Origin of the sequence: uncultured Psychroserpens sp., assembly GCF_947500255.1 — a bacterium.
Taxonomy (GTDB): domain Bacteria; phylum Bacteroidota; class Bacteroidia; order Flavobacteriales; family Flavobacteriaceae; genus Psychroserpens.
In genome coordinates, this window is sequence record NZ_CANMRL010000005.1 from 132,870 (window position 1) to 151,070 (window position 18,201).

At 33.3% G+C, this 18,201-nt stretch carries 17 protein-coding genes; 8 read left to right on the forward strand and 9 right to left on the reverse strand.

Annotated elements, in window-relative coordinates:
• Positions 1 to 107: 107 nt before the first annotated feature.
• From aroC to Q0783_RS14280, 7 genes are all read left to right on the forward strand, one after another.
• Positions 108 to 1,169 (forward strand): chorismate synthase, encoded by a 1,062-nt coding sequence (aroC, locus tag Q0783_RS14250; RefSeq protein ID WP_298896209.1) that lies wholly within the window; start codon positions 108 to 110, stop codon positions 1,167 to 1,169.
• A gap of 44 nt (positions 1,170 to 1,213) precedes the next feature.
• Positions 1,214 to 2,536 (forward strand): dicarboxylate/amino acid:cation symporter, encoded by a 1,323-nt coding sequence (locus Q0783_RS14255; RefSeq protein ID WP_298896211.1) that lies wholly within the window; start codon positions 1,214 to 1,216, stop codon positions 2,534 to 2,536.
• A 58-nt stretch (positions 2,537 to 2,594) separates the two neighbouring features.
• A complete protein-coding gene (gshB, locus tag Q0783_RS14260) occupies positions 2,595 to 3,632 on the forward strand; it encodes a glutathione synthase (protein WP_298896213.1) in 1,038 nt (345 codons plus the stop codon).
• Positions 3,625 to 4,452 carry a sulfurtransferase gene (locus tag Q0783_RS14265; RefSeq protein WP_298896214.1) on the forward strand — a complete coding sequence of 276 codons (828 nt, stop codon included), beginning with the start codon at positions 3,625 to 3,627 and terminating at the stop codon, positions 4,450 to 4,452. Before gshB ends, Q0783_RS14265 begins: the two co-directional genes overlap by 8 nt.
• A gap of 150 nt (positions 4,453 to 4,602) precedes the next feature.
• A complete protein-coding gene (locus tag Q0783_RS14270; RefSeq protein ID WP_298757564.1) occupies positions 4,603 to 4,932 on the forward strand; it encodes a hypothetical protein in 330 nt (109 codons plus the stop codon).
• A gap of 5 nt (positions 4,933 to 4,937) precedes the next feature.
• Positions 4,938 to 5,765 (forward strand): N-formylglutamate amidohydrolase, encoded by an 828-nt coding sequence (locus Q0783_RS14275; protein ID WP_298896216.1) that lies wholly within the window; start codon positions 4,938 to 4,940, stop codon positions 5,763 to 5,765.
• A gap of 2 nt (positions 5,766 to 5,767) precedes the next feature.
• The gene (locus Q0783_RS14280) at positions 5,768 to 6,928 is read left to right on the forward strand and encodes a flavohemoglobin expression-modulating QEGLA motif protein (RefSeq protein WP_298896218.1); all 1,161 of its coding nucleotides are present in this window, start codon (positions 5,768 to 5,770) and stop codon (positions 6,926 to 6,928) included.
• Positions 6,929 to 7,076: 148 nt separating this feature from the next.
• On the opposite strand, the gene Q0783_RS14285 is transcribed toward Q0783_RS14280, so the two are convergent.
• From Q0783_RS14285 to Q0783_RS14300, 4 genes are all read right to left on the reverse strand, one after another.
• Positions 7,077 to 8,993 (reverse strand): mucoidy inhibitor MuiA family protein, encoded by a 1,917-nt coding sequence (locus Q0783_RS14285; protein WP_298896220.1) that lies wholly within the window; start codon positions 8,991 to 8,993, stop codon positions 7,077 to 7,079.
• A gap of 368 nt (positions 8,994 to 9,361) precedes the next feature.
• Positions 9,362 to 9,781 carry a DCC1-like thiol-disulfide oxidoreductase family protein gene (locus tag Q0783_RS14290; protein ID WP_298896222.1) on the reverse strand — a complete coding sequence of 140 codons (420 nt, stop codon included), beginning with the start codon at positions 9,779 to 9,781 and terminating at the stop codon, positions 9,362 to 9,364.
• Between the two features lie 132 nt (positions 9,782 to 9,913).
• A complete protein-coding gene (locus tag Q0783_RS14295; RefSeq protein ID WP_298896224.1) occupies positions 9,914 to 12,079 on the reverse strand; it encodes a DNA mismatch repair protein MutS in 2,166 nt (721 codons plus the stop codon).
• Between the two features lie 80 nt (positions 12,080 to 12,159).
• Positions 12,160 to 13,038 (reverse strand): cupin-like domain-containing protein, encoded by an 879-nt coding sequence (locus Q0783_RS14300; RefSeq protein WP_298896226.1) that lies wholly within the window; start codon positions 13,036 to 13,038, stop codon positions 12,160 to 12,162.
• 135 nt (positions 13,039 to 13,173) lie between these two features.
• On the opposite strand from Q0783_RS14300, the gene ung reads away from it, so the two are divergent.
• On the forward strand, positions 13,174 to 13,839 hold the full coding sequence (gene ung, locus Q0783_RS14305; protein ID WP_298896228.1) for a uracil-DNA glycosylase: 666 nt from the start codon (positions 13,174 to 13,176) through the stop codon (positions 13,837 to 13,839).
• 368 nt (positions 13,840 to 14,207) lie between these two features.
• Here the strand turns inward: ung and Q0783_RS14310 are convergent, their stop codons facing one another.
• From Q0783_RS14310 to Q0783_RS14330, 5 genes are read right to left on the reverse strand one after another with little or no spacing between them, the layout of a single operon-like run.
• A complete protein-coding gene (locus Q0783_RS14310; RefSeq protein ID WP_298757585.1) occupies positions 14,208 to 15,065 on the reverse strand; it encodes a substrate-binding domain-containing protein in 858 nt (285 codons plus the stop codon).
• Between the two features lie 19 nt (positions 15,066 to 15,084).
• Entirely contained in the window at positions 15,085 to 15,960 is an 876-nt protein-coding gene (locus tag Q0783_RS14315) for a nucleoside phosphorylase (protein ID WP_298896230.1), read from the reverse strand.
• Entirely contained in the window at positions 15,950 to 16,897 is a 948-nt protein-coding gene (locus Q0783_RS14320) for a DUF1835 domain-containing protein (protein WP_298896232.1), read from the reverse strand. Before Q0783_RS14320 ends, Q0783_RS14315 begins: the two co-directional genes overlap by 11 nt.
• Entirely contained in the window at positions 16,898 to 17,230 is a 333-nt protein-coding gene (locus Q0783_RS14325) for a translation initiation factor (protein WP_298757593.1), read from the reverse strand.
• An 18-nt stretch (positions 17,231 to 17,248) separates the two neighbouring features.
• Positions 17,249 to 18,196, reverse strand: coding sequence for a 2-oxoglutarate and iron-dependent oxygenase domain-containing protein (locus tag Q0783_RS14330; RefSeq protein ID WP_298896234.1), 948 nt, complete (start codon positions 18,194 to 18,196; stop codon positions 17,249 to 17,251).
• Positions 18,197 to 18,201: the final 5 nt, after the last annotated feature.

Sequence of the window (18,201 nt, forward strand, 5' to 3'; positions counted from 1 at the left end):
ATTGTTAAGCAATTGTTATGTGTTTTTTCTATGGAAATTATGGGCTTTATGAAATTCTGTTTTTGTTTCTCTATTTTTAGAATTACATTAGCGTAAAATCTAAGTCTATGGCAGGAAATTCCTTTGGAAAAATTTTTAAATTATCCACGTTTGGTGAATCTCATGGTATTGCTATTGGAGGTGTAATTGATGGATGTCCTGCAGGATTAAAATTAGACTTAGATGCGATTCAAGCAGAAATGGATCGCCGTAAGCCTGGTCAATCTGATATCGTGACACAGCGCAAAGAGCCTGATAGCGTTGAGTTTTTATCTGGAATTTTTGAAGGACAAACCACAGGAACTCCAATTGGGTTTATCATCAGAAACACAAATCAAAAATCTAAAGACTATTCGCATATCAAGGATGTTTATCGACCAAGTCATGCCGATTATACATATGAAAAAAAATACGGTGTACGTGATTATAGAGGAGGTGGACGTAGTTCGGCACGAGAAACTGCATGTCGCGTTGTTGCTGGAGCAATTGCAAAGCAACTACTAAGTACAATTAAGATTAACGCTTACACATCTTCGGTTGGTGATTTGTTTTTAGAAAAGCCGTATCAAGATTTAGATTTTTCTAAAATTGAAAGCAATAGCGTACGTTGCCCAGATGAGACTACTGCTGAACAGATGATTTCTAAAATAAAGGCCATTAGAAAAGAAGGTGATACTATTGGAGGTACAGTGACTTGTGTGCTTCAAAATGTACCTATTGGTTTAGGTGAACCTGTTTTTGATAAATTACATGCCGATTTAGGTAAAGCTATGCTCTCTATTAACGCAGTTAAAGGTTTTGAATATGGCAGTGGCTTTTGTGGTGCTAAAATGAAAGGAAGTGAGCATAATGATCTATTCAATGAAGACGGAACGACAACAACCAATTTGTCTGGTGGTATTCAAGGTGGAATTAGCAATGGTATGGATATTTACTTTAGAGTAGCCTTTAAACCAGTAGCTACTATTATTCAAAAACAAGAAGCCTTAAATAGTTCTGGAGATTTAGTAGAAATGCAGGGTAAAGGTAGACATGATCCTTGTGTCGTTCCTAGAGCTATTCCAATAGTAGAAGCTATGGCTGCACTAGTCTTGGCCGATTTTTATTTACTGAATAAACTGTATAATTAAACAAAATAACTACTTTTTCCTTTGGAAAAAGCTAAACACTACATATGAAAAAACTAGCATTACACTGGAAAATAATAATAGGAATGGTTTTAGGGATCATCTTTGGTTTTATTATGAATTCTGTAGGAGGAAAAGATTTTGTAACCGATTGGATTTCTCCATTTGGAACCATATTTATTAACCTGTTGAAGCTAATTGCAATTCCGTTAATATTAGCCTCGTTAATAAAAGGAATTTCTGATCTTAAAGATATTTCCAAAATTAAGTCGATGGGGTTACGTACAATAATCATTTACATAGGCACAACACTAGTTGCCATAATCATTGGATTATCTATTGTAAATACCGTACAGCCAGGCACAGGAATGTCTGAAGAGACTATTGCCAAGATTAAAATGAAATACGAAAATGATGCTGGTGTTATTGATAAATTAGAAAAGGCCTCAGCGACTAAAGATGCAGGGCCATTACAGGCTTTAGTTGATATTTTTCCAAGCAATATTTTTACATCATTTGCTGAAGCTAAAATGCTTCAGGTGATTTTCTTTGCCTTATTTGTTGGTATTTGCTTATTGTTGATTCCAGAAGAGAAAGCAAAGCCTTTAGTCAAGTTTTTTGATTCGCTCAATGAGGTCGTCATGAAAATGGTAGACCTTATCATGTTATTTGCGCCTTATGCCGTTTTTGCTTTAATGGCTAATGTGATTATTGCTTTTGACGACACTGAAATTCTCTTAAAACTACTTAATTATGCGTTATGTGTTGTTGCTGGGTTAGCCATAATGATTGGGTTCTATTTGATCTTAATAAAGGTATATACTAAGAAATCCCCTTTATGGTTTTTAAATAAAATTTCTCCAGCTCAGCTTTTAGCATTTTCAACTAGTAGTAGCGCAGCAACGCTTCCGGTAACTATGGAACGTGTTGAAGAACATATTGGTGTTGATAAGGAAGTATCTGGGTTTGTATTACCTGTTGGAGCTACTGTGAATATGGATGGTACCAGTTTGTATCAAGGTATTGCTGCTGTTTTTATTATGCAAGTCATTTGGCCTGAGGGTCTAACTTTTACCAATCAGTTAGTCATTATAGCCACTGCATTGTTAGCATCTATTGGTAGTGCAGCTGTACCTAGTGCAGGAATGGTAATGTTAGTGATTGTATTAGAATCTATTGGATTTCCAGCAGAATTATTGCCAATCGGATTGGCACTTATTTTTGCAGTTGATAGACCATTGGATATGTGTAGAACAGTTGTAAATGTTACTGGTGATGCAACAGTTTCTATGATGGTTGCTAAATCATTAGACAAGTTGCACGACCCACAACCTAAAGAATGGGATGATCATTATGAAGCTGTGAAATAGTTTTATGAATAGATTATTCTTTTTAAATTTATAAAATAACCAACCAAAATAATTGACTATGAATATTTGTTTTATCATGTATCCTTGGGAACAAATAGATCCTGAAAATGATACAAGTTTAGCCTTAATAAAAGAATGTGCAAAAAGAGGACATGGTGTTGCGATGTGCACACCTGCTAATTTAACCATTAGAGATAGTGTAACTAATGCATTTTGTACGGTTATTAATCGTATGGAAAAAGTGCCATCAACATTAAAAGCTTTTTATAATAAAGCAACCTTAAGAGAAGAAATGTTACCGCTTGCTGGTTTTGATGCTATTTTCTTTAGAGCTAATCCGCCATTGGATCCCATAATGCTTAACTTTTTAGATTCAGTTAAGGACGATGTGTTTATAGTGAATTCATTGCAAGGTATGCGTGAGGCAAATAACAAATTGTATACTGCTGCTTTTGGTGATGCTCATAGTAATATCATTCCGAATACCCATGTATCAAAAAATAAAAACTATCTCATACAACAAATTAGAGAGTCTAAAGCTGATAAAATGATTTTAAAGCCTTTAAATGGCTTTGGAGGCTCTGGTGTGATACTTATTGAAAAATCGGCAATGAGTAATATTAATTCGTTATTAGACTTTTATATCACGAGTGGCGATGGCACATCAAACTATGTGATTCTTCAAGATTATATTGAAGGCGCCGATCAAGGCGATGTTAGAATTTTGTTGCTTAATGGAGAACCAGTTGGAGCTATGAAACGTGTTCCTGGTACTGATGATCATCGTTCTAATGTGTCTGCAGGTGGTTCGGTTCAAAAGCATACACTAACCAAAGCTGAAAAAGCATTATGTAAGCAAATAGGTCCAAAATTGGTTAAAGACGGTTTATATTTTGTTGGAATTGATGTTATAGGTGGAAAACTTGTAGAGGTAAATGTAATGTCTCCAGGCGGAATTACATATATCAACAAAGTCTATAAGAATAAGGTTAAAGTTGAAGAACGTGTTATTGATTTTCTTGAAAGTAAAGTAGTTGATCAATTACAAGCATTTGACAGACGTACACGTTTAAGAAAAACTGTTGAAGATGCCTAATGCCAGTCGATTAGTTTCGACTATTGTAAGTTGTGAATGGTTGTTTCAAAATCAACATATTGAGGAACTTGTTATTCTAGATGCTCGAGTTTTAAAAGCTGATGATTTTACCTCGCAAACTTATATTCCAAACTCTAGATATTTTGATATTAAAGGAAAATTCAGTGATACAGATGATGAGTTTCCTAATGCATTTCCATCGCAAGAACAGTTTGAACGAGAGGCCAGAAACCTAGGTATAAATAACAATTCCTTGATTATTGTTTATGATGATGATAAAGGTATATATTGGAGTCCGAGAGTATGGTGGCTATTCAGGTCATTTGGATTCAATAACATTGCAGTATTGGATGGAGGGCTTCCAGAATGGAAACGTCATAACTATAACACAATAACTTCATTAGCTATATCGCATTGGGAAGAAGGAGATTTTAAAGCTAATTTTCAGCAAGATAAAATGCGTTTTTTTCATCACATACTTGATATTGCTAGAGATGAAAACTGTGGTATCCTAGATGCGCGTTCAGAAGACCGCTTTAAAGGAATTGCTCCTGAGCCTAGAATTGGCTTGCGAAGTGGAACTATTCCTAATTCGGCCAATCTCCCGTATGCCAAATTATTGAATGGTAATTGCTTAAAACCTGAAGCAGAATTAAAAGCTATATTTAAATCTTTTGATATTGCGAATAGACCCTTAACCTTTTCTTGTGGTTCTGGGATCACGGCTTGTATTTTGGCTTTGGCTGCAGAAATTTCTGGATATCAAAACATATCGGTGTATGATGGCTCGTGGACAGAATTTGGAACATTAACTAAATAATTTTGCATGCAAAATATAATGCTATATATGTGTTTTTTGTGATATTATTATTAGCTTTATTTTGTATAAGCTTTAAGAAGAACTTTGACTATTCTCATTTTAACTTTGAAAACGTTTTATATGAGCTCAATTTAAATAACAGATAAGACGATGGCACACACTAATTGGACAAAGCAAGAGTTAGTAGCCTATATTTTATTATATGTGGCACATTCTGATTTAAAAGAAACACAACAAGAACATGAGTATATCTTATCTCGAGTAGATAAAGAGACGTATAAGCACATCAAAACCGAATTTGAAAGTGATAACGATTATCAGAGTATTACTAAAATTGTGGATGCTGTAAATACAGAATCTACTTATAGTGATCATCCTGATGCCCTTTTTGCCGACATCAAATTAATGGCTTTTGCGGACGGTCGAATGGATCAAATGGAACATGCTATATACAATAGCTTAAAAAGAATATTAAGTTAGATTTTATGGAGCGCTTACCAATTCAAACCATCATTGAGAATATCAATACTGAAAAATGCTTTCACGCTGTGGCAGAGGATTATTCATTCACGATCAAAATAGATGAATATGTTCATTATGCTTGTGGAGCAGTGCACGACGGACATCAATTTAGAAAAGAGCTTTGGGAGAATTGTATTCATACAGGCTATGAACGCTGGTATGAGGAAGATCCTGAAACAAAAAATATGGTAAAATCTCATCCTATTGTTATTGCAGGTTGTGATTCGCGTTTTGAATACGATCTAAACAGAGCACCCGAAGATGCTGTTTTTGATACAGCTTGGGGAAAACAGTTATGGCATGAACCACTTTCCGAAGAAAAAAAACAAAAGAGCTTGCAAAAGCATGAGAATTTCTATAAGGTTGTTCACGCTTTAATCACGAAGCTCGAAGCAAAATTTGGTGTGGCTATAGTTTATGATATGCATAGTTACAATTGGAAACGTTGGGATCGAGAAGTGCCAACATGGAATTTAGGAACTTCTAATGTGGATAATGATAGATTTGGAGACGATATCGAACAATGGAGGCAGCGATTATCAGAGATGATTTTACCTCATGAAATAAAATCCACTTCAAAAATCAATGATACCTTTCAAGGAAATGGATATTTCTTGAAATTTATAACGAAAAACTTTCAAAATACCTTAGTTTTGGCAACTGAGATTGCAAAGGTCTACTGTGATGAATACAATTATGTTATTTACCCAGAAGTTGTTGCAAGTGTTGAAGAACAGTTGAGAACAAGATTACCAGAGCATGCCGCAAATTTTTACAAAAAGCACGCTTAACAATGCCACAAATTACAAGTACAGACGAATACCAAGATTTATTTGATATTGATGCTAATTTAAATCGATTAGTTAAAAAGATAGAGGTACTTAATTATATTAATCCGTTGAATATCCAACGCGAGAAAAAACAATTCTTTTCTTCAAAGTTTACCTACGACCCCGTATTTAAATACCCGAAAATGAGGTTTAACGGTTATAAATTGCATCGTCTATTCTTTTCTCAAAGACTGGAACGCATAACCGATGATGATATTAGACAGTTGTATGAAGATGTAATCTATGAATACTCTGGGTTGATAGAATGTATTGAAACCATTAACCAAGGGCGTAAATTCTACTTTAATAGCCTCAAGAGTTTTGGTACACCAACAGAGAAAGATATTGATAATGCTAAATTTATCTTGCGCTTTGATGATAGTGATTTTGATGAGGAGATGTTACCTATGTATTCAGCGAACGATGCCGTAGATTATTTTAAGGAGTATTCTAAGCGTTATGATTTTGATTACAATATCAAGTTGTCTACCAATCTTTCAGCTGCAGCTATGGTATTAAACCATTCACAAACTTTAGTATTACATAAAAATCATAAATTCAGTAAAAATCAATTAAAGGTTTTAACCAACCATGAAGTTGGTGTGCACATGGTTACGACGTTTAACGGATTGGCGCAACCATTAAAAGTATTCTCAAATGGGTTTCCAAATAACGTAGAAACTCAAGAAGGCTTAGCAGTGTATTCAGAATACATGTCTGGATGTTTAACTATGAAGCGTCTTAAAGAACTGGCATATCGTGTCATAGCTGTAGATACACTTAATAAAGGTTATAGCTTTGCTGATACGTTTGATTTACTTTACAGTCAATACAAACTCAATAGAGATAAGGCATTTTCAATAACACTTAGAGTGCATAGAGGAGGAGGCTTTACCAAAGATCATCAATATCTAACAGGTATCAATCGTGTTTATAATTATGCGAAGCAAGGTGGTGATCTTGATATTCTTCTCACTGGAAAAGTGACCTTAGATTATATAGATACCATCAAGAAACTTCAAGATCTTGGGTTAGCTATACCTTCAAAGTATTATACAGATTCTTACATCAACAACGATAACTCTAATAAGAACTTGGACTTTATTTTAAAGAGCTTAAAGTAAAAAGCCTTAAAGTCAACATTTCTAATCTGAGGTTTTAATTCTGAAACTTCTTTATTGTTAGACCTTCACACTAAAGAAGAACTTGATCTGTTCCTAACTAACCGAAGTAAGGCTCAAGTTGATGATGTCGCTTTAAGGCTTTATTGATCTATAAATTTACCCGCTTATACTTTGGGTATTTTACGATATATGAAAAGCTAAATGTCTCCTTATTATTGGCTGGCATGTTGATAGTCCATTTTAAGATGCCTTTTTTATCATCATATTCAGAATTACCTGTTTCTATATCATCAATCTTAATCTCTTTATTTTGACTAATTGGAATTCTATCATATAGTATCAAATCTATCGCTGAAGACTTATTATTTTTTAATTCAATGTCATAATGCTTAGAAATGATTTTGTTGCTACCAATAAAGGCATTCTTTTTAAAATCTGTTGGTTGCGTGCGTTTAACAACCACATTTGGATCAACACCCAAAGAGATAGTAAGTTTTTCAGTTGTGCTTTGTGGATTGATATTTGTTTTTCCAGAGTAGCTCCCTTCAAAGTATACGTTGGCCTCGGCTGGCAATAAATTGTATTGTTCCCAATCATCAATTTTAGCAGTTAAAAACACATTTTCATTTAAGACAGGAGCAGCAAAGTAGGCGTAAGATGCTGGTACTTCATAATCTTCAATTTCAATTACAGTCACATCACCATCACTTGGTATGGTGTATGATTTATTGATTTCAAAACGCGTATTGGTAATTCCCTCTTCTATGATATCTCCATTAGAGGTGTAGTTTACAGGTTCTATATATGGTTCCTCATCAAAATCTTGATCCATCATTTGTTGAACACGATTAACATAACCGACAGATGCTGTTTTAGATTTTGATCCATAGGCAACTACAACAACTTCATCCAATACACTGGCATCAGTATCCATTGCAATATTCATAATGCTAGAATGAATAGGTAGATTTTCAGTTTTCATGCCAACATAGGTATATGTCAATTCTTTTCCACCTTTTGTATTAATTGAATACTTGCCATCAAAATCGGTCTGCGTACCATTAGTTGTTCCTTTTTCTATAATAGTTGCTCCAGGTAATGGTAGTCCGTCTATACTAGAAGTCACAACACCAGATACAGTTTTTACCAATGGATTGTATTTGTAATTGTAATTTTTTGTCGCTCTATTGCTGCGATAGTTACTATTGGCACTAATGAAGTTTAAGTATTTCGGATTTACATCGGGCTTCACGTTATTGGTATTTGGATCACTAGTGGATAGTGTTAGTTTTATATTATCCCAACTATTTCCTGTATTTTGATACACATGTGCTTTATAGATTAATTGGATAGGCTCATTTATTTTTTCAGCTTTAATATCATAAATAGGAAACCAACCAGCATTACTCACATTATAGGTGATCTGAAGTTTTAATTCAGTTTTGACATCAGAATTGAGTTTGATTTTTATTTCGCCAGTTTGAACCTTATCATCCACGTTAAGCTCATTGAGTTGTTTTTTTAAATCTGAAATTTGAGCATTCAGTTCTCTTTTTAATTTTTGGGAAGCATAAATTTTAGCTTTAATTTCGGTAGTTCGAGTTCTGTAATACGTCGCAAAGGTTTTAAGTTTTTCTAGACTAACAGCTTCATTAGTATTTCCTAAAACTCTGTTTTGTGTAATGAGATATATTTCTTCACTGTAGCCAGCAATGAGATGGTCTTGCGCCTGAACATCGTCATAGATCACTTTAATTTGCTTTTGAATATTTTCAACGTCTTCAGTTCTGTCTTGCTTTGACAAATAATTGATACCGTAATTGATTGATAGGATTGTAGCATTGTCCAGTCCAGATATCTGGATGCTGCTTTCTTCAATATTTGGTGATAATCTATCAAATATAAATTCGGTTGTACCGATTGGAAGCGAAATATTTGCTACTCTTTCAATTTGTGCTCCGCTAAGATATACGGTCACTTTTTCGAGCTTTGACGGTGTTCCTTTTTTAGTGTTAGCAAAACTAATAGCCGTTATTAAAAATAGGAGTAATGTAAATTGTTTCATGATGTGAAGGTTTTATTTGAGTTAAAACTATAACACCCCTTTTAATCATAAAACAGCAGTTGAGTGAAGATATAAGTTGAATGAGTAAAACTATATGTTGGCTGAGTTTGAAAAGGTTTATATCTAATAGTGCAACTCATAGATGTTTTTTGCACGTCTCGTTTTTTGAACAAATATTTTTGGGTTTATACCGATGTTTTTGCTCAAAATTTGAGTTATGGAGTAGATTTATACTATAAATAATGTGCTATTAATCAAATTCATCTAATACTAGATAATCCCTCTTTGATTAAGAAATTATTTAAGAGTTAAATTAAGTTTTAATTAGTTGTTAATTATTAAAGTCCTTTTTCCCGAAAGGGCTTTTTTTATGTCAGGAACTTTGCTTTTAGTTCTGGCGTAGGAATCATACATTCGTCCTTTTTGCCATACCACTTGTATCGATTTTTTGCAATATAGTCATAGACCCAATTACGTATAAAGGCTGGGACGATGAAGAAAATCACTAAGAGATGTCTTGGAAACCCTAAATGCTTTGCAATTTTTAAAGCTGCTGTAGATCTACTTGAAAGCCCATTTTCATTAGAATACAATAATATAGAATCTGTTTTTGTTGTATCAATTCTAAATTCATTAATAATTTGTTTTCCAATAGAACTCTGTAGAGGAGCAAACATAAAAAGGTCCTTTTTATCATGTTTGATGATATATTGAATAGATGAGTTGCACAAGTTGCATACACCATCAAAGAGAATTAATTGTTTATGTTTAGGCAGGCTTTCTATCACATTACAAAGATACGATAACCAATTCTAAGGTATTTAAAAATTGAGTTAAATCGCAAGTGTCTAGCTAAGGCAGACTTCTTTTCAAAAAACCGTTTAGGTTTAAGACATCACAATAGAATAGATAATGACGAATTACTTCTTGGCTTCAACTAACTCTAACAAATCTGTATTAACATTAGTCGTGAAAATACCATAGTTTACTATCGCTTTTCCTTTTTCGATAGAGTCAATAGATCCTACGGCTCTTCCGTCATGCATTCGTACACGATCACCGACTTTTAAAATAGGTTTCGGTTTTTCAACCTTGATTTCTTTTTTCTTTGCCGATTTTTTCTTTTGACGAATCACAGCAACTTTCTTTTCAGCCTCTTTTTTGATTTGAGCTTCTTTTGCTTTTTCGGTACGTTTTTGTTTAGCAGAAACTTTCTTTCGCTTGGAGTTTTCTATCTGAACCAGCTTAAATAGTTCTGCCATAAGCTCACGCTTCTTTTTGTTATCGAAGTATTTTTCTGAAATATCATTAAATTTTTGTCCGAGATAAATCAAACGCTGATTCGTATCATAGAGTTCTTGAAAGCTTTCTAGCTTTTTTTGAACCTTAGCATTTACTTCTTCTAGTTTATCGGCTTCTGATTGCTTTTTCTTCTCATTTTCTTTAAGGGAGCGCTCAGTCTTTTCAAGTTTACTACGCTCTTTTTGAAGTTTCGCTATCGTTGCATCAAAACGAACTTTACCACGCTCTATCTTCTTTTTTGCACGATTGATAAGGCTGTACGGAATACCGTTTTTTTGAGCGACTTCAAATGTGAATGAACTACCAGCCTGACCTAAAACCAGTTTAAACATAGGTTCTAAGCTTTTTTCATCAAACATCATATTGGCATTTTGCATATATGGCAGTTCGTTTGCTAATACTTTTAGATTGGAGTAGTGGGTCGTTATAATGCCGTAAGCTTCACGATGATAAAACTCTTCTAAGAATGTTTCGGCTAAAGCGCCTCCAAGTTCTGGGTCACTACCAGTACCAAACTCATCAATTAAGAATAGGGTGTTCTTGTTACATTTCCGCAGGAAAAAATTCATCTGCTTTAATCTGTAGCTATATGTACTAAGATGGTTTTCAATTGATTGATTGTCACCTATGTCACTAATGATTCTATCAAATAAGCAAATGTTACTTTTTTCATGAACCGGAATTAATAAGCCACTTTGTAACATGACTTGTAATAAACCAATGGTTTTTAGCGTGATACTTTTTCCTCCAGCATTTGGTCCAGAAATAACGATGATCCTATTTTCTGGATTTAAAATGATAGACTGCGGAAACGTTTTTTTGCCTTCGGTTTTGTTAGATAAATAGAGTAGTGGATGATAAGCGTTTTTTGCTATGTAGACTTTCTCATTGTTAATTTCAGGTCGTATAGCATTTATTGATTGCGCATATTTTGCTTTGGCGTAAACGACATCTATGCTAACTAAAAAGCTCTGATAGAGTTGTAATAAAGCCGCGTAAGGTCTTATGTATTCTGTGAGGTTTCTAAGTATTTTGTCAACTTCCTCACTTTCGTCAAATTCTAAATTATTGAGTTCTCTGGCGTACTGAAAAGTTTGTTCAGGTTGTATGTAAACAATACTTCCTGTTTTGCTGCTGCCCATAATACTGCCTTTCACTTTACGTCTGTACATAGCTTTCACAGCAAGTACACGCTTATTTTCTACTACAGACTCTCTAATATCATCTAGGTAATCGAGATTGTGATAGGTGTTTAGCGCAGATGAAAAGCTTTGATTGATTTTTCCCCTTACTAAATTTATGGCTTTTCGTAATTGATGTAGTGTTTCTGATGCATTATCCTTTACATCTCCAAAGCGATCAATAATCGCATCTATTTCTGTAACCACATGTTTAATTACCTCAAGATTAGAAGACAATTGATACAAAGAAGGATAGTACTCTTGAAACTTTTTTAGAAATACTAAGATATCATTTACACAAAGAGTAATAGAGGCAATTTTCTTAAAGCTTTTAGTTTCTAAATAAGAATTTTCAATGTTTAAAAGCTTGATTTCCTTTGTGATAGGCTCGAAACCATGATTTGGGATTCTATTATCATTATAAAATGAAGAGACATACTCATTAGTGTATTCAAGAGATTGCATAGCAAGTTCTTGCGAAGAAAATGGCTTTATTTTTAAAGCTTCAAGTCTTCCCAAATCGGTTATACAAAGCTCTGCAACTTGCTGCAAAACTGAGTAAAACTCAATATCTTGTAATGTTTTTTCGTGAATATTAATCATTAATGTTTACCTCTAAATACTAAAAGACGCAAAGGTAATTATTAATGAGATACTAATAAAATGTTTAAATCTAATAGTCATTAACGTCTTATGCGCTTTCCATTATCATCAATAAAATGGCATACACAATCTTCGGTTCCGTACAACCCTAAGTTGTGCAGACTTACCTTAGCAAAACTCTTTAATTTTCCTTCGATGTAATCATAGTTTGTATAAGACATACAGTTGACACTTAGTGACGTGTCGGTTGAGTACACACAATGCCAGAAGTTTTTCGGATTAAAAACCATTTCACCAGCGTTGATCTCTACGTAATAGATATCTGCTTCTTGTAGTAAAGGGTATTTATCGCGATCAAAATTTTCTAAATCAATTTCGCTTAAAATTGATCCGGGTTCGAATTTTTTACTGCGATACATATATTTAGATTGCTTGTCGTCGACAATTAACCAAACTTTAGATCCTTTAACTTGAGCAAGAATATTGTCTGCTCTATCTTGGTGAAAGCCAGTGATTGTTCCTTTTGGACCAATCCAGATGGACATAGAGTCTTTTACTTTATGATCAGAAAGTATAGAGAAATCAACATCATCTTTTAGTTCTGGAAACATTCTAATAATAGAAAGGTTTGCTAGATACGTAACATCTTTATGATCTTTAGCATTTCTAATTTGTTTTACGTAGTCTATAAAATTTCCATATTCCCATTTAGTTTCTTGCTGTCTAATATTTCCTTTAGAAATATACGCTTGTTTGTTTTTTCCAATTTCTTCAAAATAATCTAAGGACCATTTCTTAGTCGCTCCCCAGTCTCCCATCATATTAGTAATCTTAACCGGTTTTCTTTTTTTTATGTAATTATTTAAAAAATCCTTGTGGCTAATTTTATCGATCGTTTCCAGGTCAAGCAGAGGTTTATCTAATAAACTCTGTATTCTATTTCTTAATTCTTGTGACATGGTGTTAAGGTTAAGATTTGTTATCTATTTGTTTTTAAGCTAATTAATGTTTGTAATAGCGAATATACTATAAATGATACTACAAATTTATGACATATTTCATATTTTAGATAATAAGATTCTTTTTTAGATAAAATGAAAGTAAATATACACCATAGCTGGAAAGATAGACTAGTTAACGAATTTGAAAAGCCGTACTTTATAGACTTAGTAGATTTTGTTAAGCATGAGTATGCAAAAACAAAATGTTTTCCACCTGGATCACAAATATTCTCTGCGTTTGATCTATGTCCTTTAGACGCTGTTAAAGTTGTTATTATAGGTCAAGACCCTTATCATGGAGATGGTCAAGCTAACGGATTGTGTTTCTCAGTTGCAGATGGTATTTCACATCCGCCATCGCTTATTAATATTTTTAAAGAAATCGAAAACGATTTAGATATTCCTTATCCTGAGTCTGGTAACTTAGAGCGATGGGCAAAACAAGGCATACTATTGCTCAATGCAACATTGAGTGTTAGAGCGCATCAAGCTGGTAGTCATCAAAATAAGGGTTGGGAGCAATTTACAGATCAAGTAATCAAGCTAGTGAGTGATGAAAAAGAAAACGTAGTGTTCTTACTTTGGGGCGGATTTGCTAAAAAGAAAGCTAAACTTATTGATTCTACTAAACATATAGTATTAGCGTCTGGACACCCTTCACCATTAAGTGCTAATAGAGGATATTGGTTTGGCAATAAACATTTTAGTAAAGCCAATACAGAATTGAAATCTAGAAATATAAAAGAAATACGTTGGTAAACAGCTTAGCTTCCTGTAGGAGCTAATTGAGAAGATGTAAGTTGTTTAGTTGGTTTTTGTAGTTTAGTAGGCTTAAAAATCACTTTATTTTCTGTAGTAACTTTCTTAGTTGTTTTGTTACAGCTAAATATCAATAACAAAAAATTTAATGCAACTAAAGATGAAAGTATTAGAGTAATTGTTATTATCATATTGTATAGTTTTTGTCAAGTAGCACATAAATTTGGTTGGGGTAAATGTAATTAAAATTTTGATAAATAGAAAGTTAACGAAATAAAAAGCTAAAATTTTGTTAATTTTTAGACGTTATAAATAGCCAAATCTATCAATTATATAACAACTGAGTTTTAGTTTTTCCTAGCTAAAAATTAATTAATTTGTCTTACAAGTTGATCGTAATCAACTTTTTTTGGAATAATATCCAAATTCAATAATTTATCTTGAATGGTATTGATTGAAGTTTCATCAATAAGGCTTTGAGACCATTCTGTAAGTGATAACCACTCTTGTACATCTTCTAACTTTTGGTCATACCTATTTGCAATAGTTTTATCAATACTAGGGATTTGCTTAAACTCTTGAGTGGTATTATTTATGATGTTAAGTATTGTTTTAACGTCCTCTAGGTTGGTGTCTAAAAAGGCTTCTCTTACAGCAATTACAAAGCAAGGCCATGGTGTAGGACAGTTTCCGATACGTCTAAACACACCATCGTCAACGATAGGTTTTGTAGTAAACTTTTCCCACATAAAATAATCTGCATCACCATTAGTCAGCCCTTCTACAGCGCCATCAAGGTTTTTAATCACCTGAAAATTCATGTCTTCATCAAGATTCCATTCATTGTTTTCGGCATTTATATATGCCATAAGATGAGAACCTGAACCATAGCGACTAATGGCTGCTTTAGTCCCTCTCAACTGGTCTATTGTGTTGTATTTTGAATCATTTGCAACGTGAATTCCCCAAATTAAGGGCGATTGCACAAATGTTTGTACAATTTTAGATGGGTTACCATCAATAATGTCCTTTATGATACCTTCAGTTAAAATGACAGCAATATCGATTTCTTCCTCACGAAGTGCTTTATTCATGGCTCCTGTGCCACCAAAATAATCTTTCCAACGTAAATTAATACCTTCTTCTTTGTACTCACCATTTTTTAATGTTAAATACCAAGCGAGATTAAAGTGCTCTGGTACTCCTCCAATTTTTATAGTTTTCAATATGTTGACTTTGTCGTTGTTAATCTAAATCTAAAATTTTATCTAAAGTGTAAACTATTAAGTCGTTTACAACCTTTTTTGGGTCAGCACTAAATTCACCAGTAGCTCTATTAGCAATAATGGCATTCATAGATAAGGCATGATGACCAAGTAAATTTGCTATACCATAAATACCTGCAGTTTCCATTTCTAGGTTAGTAATTGTCCTACCGTTATGATTGAAATTTGCAAGCTTGTCGTTTAAGCTATTATCTTGAATAGGTAATCTCAATATTCTTCCTTGAGGTCCATAAAAACCTACATTTGTTGCTGTAAAACCTGTGAAAGTCTTGTCGCTAAACAATTGTTTATACAAGCGCTCGCTAGATTTTACAACATAAGGGTCAGATTTTTTTTCAAACCAATTAGTTTGTCGTTTTAATGCTTCTGAAATTTCAAAATATTGAACATGAGCGCTGTCATAAAAATGTAACAAACTATCAAATCCAACTGCATATTCACTTGCGACAAATGAATCTATTGGAATATTTGCCTGAATAGATCCTGAAGTACCAATTCTAATAATATCTAATGAGGTTAGCTCAGATTTCATCTCTCTTTTTTTAAGATCAATATTTACTAGCGCGTCTAATTCATTAAATACGATATCAATATTATCGGTACCAATGCCAGTAGAAATAACGGTTATTGGTTTTCCTTTATAAACACCAGTTTGAGTATGAAATTCTCGTTTATGAGTCGAGAAATTCACTTCGTCAAAATATTTGGTAACACTACTAACTCGATCTGGATCACCTACGGTTATTATAGTATTTGCGATATGTTCTGGCAGAAGATTTAAATGATAGACACTGCCGTTTGGATTTAATATTAATTCTGATGCTTTAATTGGCATGAACAACTGTTTTTATAAGTTTGTTTTGTTTTTTATCGAAGGTGTAATCTAAACTACTAACACCACCAAAATAAATAGTGTTATTCATTTCTTTTTGATAGTTGTGCTGATGACTTAATGCTAAATGACCTTCACGATTGAGTTTTAAGCTACCTTTTTCTTCAATAAAAAAAATAGATAGCACATCGATAACACGTTCTAATTGTAAATCACCATAACCATAGTAACCTTGATAATGTAGGGTGTAACCTACCAAGTGATGTCTTGAAGTAATCGTATTCTCCTTAACAAGTTTTAATATATTGTATTCTAGAGTACTAATACCACTTCTAGTATCTGGAAAACGTTTAATATGGGCTTTCAAACAAATACTCATATATTCAAATGAAGACCGTCTTAATATAAGTGGTAATAATAAGTTGTGATCTTTTCCGCAGTAAATTCGCCAGATGTTTTTTGCCAGAGCAATATCATCAACAGTTAATTTAACTTTATTATGATAGTGGGTCTCTAATTGTTTTGGTTTGAGTTCACTAAGTCCTTTCAGTCCTTTTTCGCCTTCAACACGACCACTACATACAAGATATATTGGTAAATAGATACCTTTTTGTTCGAGTAAACTAATAACAGCTACCATATTAATATGACAGAATAAATCATATTCGAACCACAATACAATTTCAGTAAAATCAGAAATTTTATCAAGCTTTTTGAGCTCACTATTCATTTCTTTTCGACTCAAGCTAATATTATAAAAGGACTTGAAAAATGCTTTTCTTTTTTTGAAAAACTCTCTTGATGAAACGTCTTCAACAGTAGGACCTACACAAAGCGTCTCTTGCCAAGTAATTGTATTTTCTGTTGTTGAAATGCCTAATTGGAACAAATAATTGGTCAAACTTGTACCATTAGTAATATGTAATGTACTTGAACTCATTTAACCACCTACACGCTTCACATTAAACCCTTTATCTTTTAAAATCTGCATGATTTTATCTCTATAGTCACCTTGAATAATGATTTTATCATCTTTAAAGCTACCTCCAACACTTAATTTTTGCTTAAGCTCTTTGGCCAATTTTTTAAAATCTTCATCAGCGCCAGTGTAACCTTCAAGAATTGTAATAGGTTTACCTTTTCTTTTTTCGTATTTACAAAGTATAGGGTCTTCTTGTAACCAAATGCCTTGATCTTTTGTGTATTTTTCTTCGGAAATATCCTCAGACACATGATCTGGAAAGAGGTTCTTTAATTGATCTTTTAAATCCATTTGTTATAATAAATAGATTTATTTCTTTAATCCAAGTTCAACCAAACGTTCATTTAAGAACTCTCCAGCTGTAATATCAGTAAACTGTTTCGGATGATCTTCATCAATACAGCTATCCAAAACATCTAATTTCATTTCACTTATTGGATGCATAAAAAATGGGATAGAATAACGCGAAGTACCCCAAAGTTCGCGAGGTGGATTAACAACACGATGTATAGTAGATTTTAATTTGTTGTTTGTGTGACGTGATAACATATCACCAACATTTATCATTAATTCATCTGGTTCTGCTATGGCATCTATCCATTCACCTTCATGGTTTTGAACTTGCAGGCCTCGTCCTTGAGCACCCATTAATAGTGTAATTAAATTAATATCACCATGAGCAGCAGCACGAACTGCATTTTCTGGTTCTTCAAGAATAGGAGGATAGTGAATAGGTCTTAAGATAGAATTACCATTATGAATGTAATTATCAAAATAAGTTTCTTCCAAATCTAAAAACAGGGCTAATGCACGTAATACGTATTTAGCAGTTTTTTCAAGCATTTGGTAAGTTTCTTTACCAATTTTGTTGAATTCAGGAACTTCTTTAACTTCAACATTATTAGGGTATTCTTTGGCACGCTCTGGGTCATCTTCGACATACTGACCAAAATGCCAGAATTCTTTTAAGTCGCCTTCTTTTTTTCCTTTAGCACTTTCTTTTCCAAAGGATACGTATCCACGTTGTCCGCCAATACCTTCAATTTCATAACTTCTTTTAGTCTCCACAGGTAGACTAAAAAAATTCTTTACTTCTTTATATAAATTATCTACGAGCTGATCGTCTAAAAAATGACCTTTAAGAGCTACGAATCCAATTTCTTGGTATGCTTTTCCTATTTCATTTATAAACTTCTGCTTTCTGCTTTCGTCTCCAGAAAGAAAATCCTGAAGATTCACACTTGGTATTCTATTCATTTTAA